Origin of the sequence: Micromonospora sp. LOL_025, assembly GCF_048060285.1 — a bacterium.
Lineage (GTDB): Bacteria > Actinomycetota > Actinomycetes > Mycobacteriales > Micromonosporaceae > Micromonospora.
In genome coordinates this window covers 1-3,366 of record NZ_JBHMIR010000079.1, presented here as the reverse complement: position 1 = coordinate 3,366, position 3,366 = coordinate 1, and the positions used below count along the sequence as shown (strand labels likewise).

2 rRNA genes are annotated in these 3,366 nt (G+C 56.9%); both read right to left on the bottom strand.

The features are described from left to right. Positions 1–2: 2 nt before the first annotated feature. A 5S ribosomal RNA gene (gene rrf, locus ACFHW0_RS31515) occupies positions 3–119 on the bottom strand. Between the two features lie 86 nt (positions 120–205). Then, a 23S ribosomal RNA gene (locus ACFHW0_RS31510) occupies positions 206–3,315 on the bottom strand. Positions 3,316–3,366 lie beyond the last annotated feature (51 nt).

The following is a 3,366-nucleotide window of genomic DNA, read 5'->3' as shown; positions in this document are numbered from 1 at the left end:
TTGTCCGGCGGTGTCCTACTCTCCCACACCCTCCCGAGTGCAGTACCATCGGCGCTGGAGGGCTTAGCTTCCGGGTTCGGAATGTAACCGGGCGTTTCCCCTCCGCCATGACCGCCGTAACTCTATCGACATATCAAACAACACCACACACGAGTGGTCTGTTGTTCGTTCATCGAGAGTTGCACAGTGGACGCGTAGCAGCTTAGTAGTCAAGTCCTCGGCCTATTAGTACCGGTCAACTGAACCCGTTACCGGGCTTACATTTCCGGCCTATCAACCCAGTCGTCTAGCTGGGGGCCTTACCCCACCGAAGGTGGGTGGGATACCTCATCTTGAAGCGAGCTTCCCGCTTAGATGCTTTCAGCGGTTATCCCTTCCGAACGTAGCTAACCAGCCGTGCCCCTGGCGGGACAACTGGCACACCAGAGGTTCGTCCGTCCCGGTCCTCTCGTACTAGGGACAGCCCTTCTCAAGTATCCTACGCGCACGGCGGATAGGGACCGAACTGTCTCACGACGTTCTAAACCCAGCTCGCGTACCGCTTTAATGGGCGAACAGCCCAACCCTTGGGACCTGCTACAGCCCCAGGATGCGACGAGCCGACATCGAGGTGCCAAACCATCCCGTCGATATGGACTCTTGGGGAAGATCAGCCTGTTATCCCCGGGGTACCTTTTATCCGTTGAGCGACACCGCTTCCACTCGCAAGTGCCGGATCACTAGTCCCGACTTTCGTCCCTGCTCGACCTGTCAGTCTCACAGTCAAGCTCCCTTGTGTACTTGCACTCAACACCTGATTGCCAACCAGGCTGAGGGAACCTTTGGGCGCCTCCGTTACCCTTTAGGAGGCAACCGCCCCAGTTAAACTACCCACCAGACACTGTCCCTGAACCGGATAACGGTCCGAAGTTAGATACCCAAATCAACCAGAGTGGTATTTCAAGATTGCCTCCACCCATACTGGCGTATGGACTTCACCGGCTCCCACCTATCCTACACAAGCTAATTCGGATACCAATGTCAAGCTATAGTAAAGGTCCCGGGGTCTTTCCGTCCTGCCGCGCGTAACGAGCATCTTTACTCGTAATGCAATTTCGCCGGGCCTGTGGTTGAGACAGTGGGGAAGTCGTTACGCCATTCGTGCAGGTCGGAACTTACCCGACAAGGAATTTCGCTACCTTAGGATGGTTATAGTTACCACCGCCGTTTACTGGCGCTTAAGTTCTCCGCTTCGCCCCGAAGAGCTAACAGGTCCCCTTAACGTTCCAGCACCGGGCAGGCGTCAGTCCATATACATCGAATTACTTCTTCGCATGGACCTGTGTTTTTAGTAAACAGTCGCTTCCCCCTGCTCTCTGCGGCCATACAACGCTCCACCCGCGCGGGGCTTCACGTCTCCGGCCCCCCTTCTCCCTAAGTTACGGGGGCAATTTGCCGAGTTCCTTAACCACAGTTCGCCCGATCGCCTCGGTATTCTCTACCTGACCACCTGTGTCGGTTTGGGGTACGGGCCGCTAAGAACTCGCTAGAGGCTTTTCTCGGCAGCATAGGATCACTGACTTCACCTGAATCGGCTCGGCATCACGTCTCAGCCTTCATGTGTTGCGGATTTGCCTACAACACGGCCTACACGCTTACCCCGGCACAACCACCGGCCGGGCTCAGCTACCTTCCTGCGTCACCCCATCGCTTGACTACTACCCGCCAGGTTCCCACGCTCCCCCAGTTAGGTCCGAAGACCGCCCCGAGTTCGGGTGGTTAGCACAACGAGGTTCATCAGGGACGCTCTTTCGCGGGTACGGGAATATCAACCCGTTGTCCATCGACTACGCCTCTCGGCCTCGCCTTAGGTCCCGACTCACCCAGGGCGGATTAGCCTGGCCCTGGAACCCTTGGTCATCCGGCGGAAGGGTTTCTCACCCTTCTTTCGCTACTCATGCCTGCATTCTCACTCGTGCCGCGTCCACAACTGGGTCACCCCGCTGCTTCACCCCCGGCACGACGCTCCCCTACCCATCCACACACCTGCACAAGGAATCAAGTCCAAGCGAGGTAAAAATGTGAATGCCACAGCTTCGGCGGTGTGCTTGAGCCCCGCTACATTGTCGGCGCGGAACCACTTGACCAGTGAGCTATTACGCACTCTTTAAAGGGTGGCTGCTTCTAAGCCAACCTCCTGGTTGTCTATGCGACCCCACATCCTTTTCCACTTAGCACACGCTTAGGGGCCTTAGCTGGTGATCTGGGCTGTTTCCCTCTCGACTACGAAGCTTATCCCCCGCAGTCTCACTGCCGCGCTCTCACTTACCGGCATTCGGAGTTTGGCTGATTTCGGTAAGCTTGTGGGCCCCCTAGACCATCCAGTGCTCTACCTCCGGCAAGAAACACGCGACGCTGCACCTAAATGCATTTCGGGGAGAACCAGCTATCACGGAGTTTGATTGGCCTTTCACCCCTAACCACAGGTCATCCCCCAACTTTTCAACGTTGGTGGGTTCGGCCCTCCACGCGGTCTTACCCGCGCTTCAGCCTGCCCATGGCTAGATCACTCCGCTTCGGGTCTAGGACACGCGACTGAACGCCCTATTCAGACTCGCTTTCGCTACGGCTCCCCCACACGGGTTAACCTCGCCACATGCCACTAACTCGCAGGCTCATTCTTCAAAAGGCACGCCGTCACCCCGCAAGGCTCCGACGGATTGTAGGCGAACGGTTTCAGGTACTATTTCACTCCCCTCCCGGGGTACTTTTCACCATTCCCTCACGGTACTCGTCCGCTATCGGTCACCAGGAAGTATTTAGGCTTACCAGGTGGTCCTGGCAGATTCACGGCAGATTACAGGGGTCCGCCGCTACTCGGGAACACCCACAGAAGACCAGCCACTTTCACCTACCGGACTCTCACCGCCTACGGTCAGCCTTTCCAGACTGTTCGGCTAGCAACTGGCTTTGTAACTTCTCGAACGAGTGTCAGCTCGCTCAGCAGGGTCCCACAACCCCAACCACGCAACCCCTGACAGGTATCACACGCAGCCGGTTTAGCCTCAATCCGCTTTCGCTCGCCACTACTCACGGAATCACTAAATTGTTTTCTCTTCCTACGGGTACTGAGATGTTTCACTTCCCCGCGTTCCCCCCACACACCCTATGTGTTCAGGTGTGGGTGACTGGACATGACTCCAGCCAGGTTTCCCCATTCGGACACCCTGGGATCACAGCTTGGTTGACAGCTCCCCCAGGCCTATCGCGGCCTCCCACGTCCTTCATCGGCTCCTGGTGCCAAGGCATCCACCGTTCGCCCTTGACAACTTGACCACAAAGATGCTCGCGTCCACTGTGCAATTCTCAACAAACGACCAACCCACA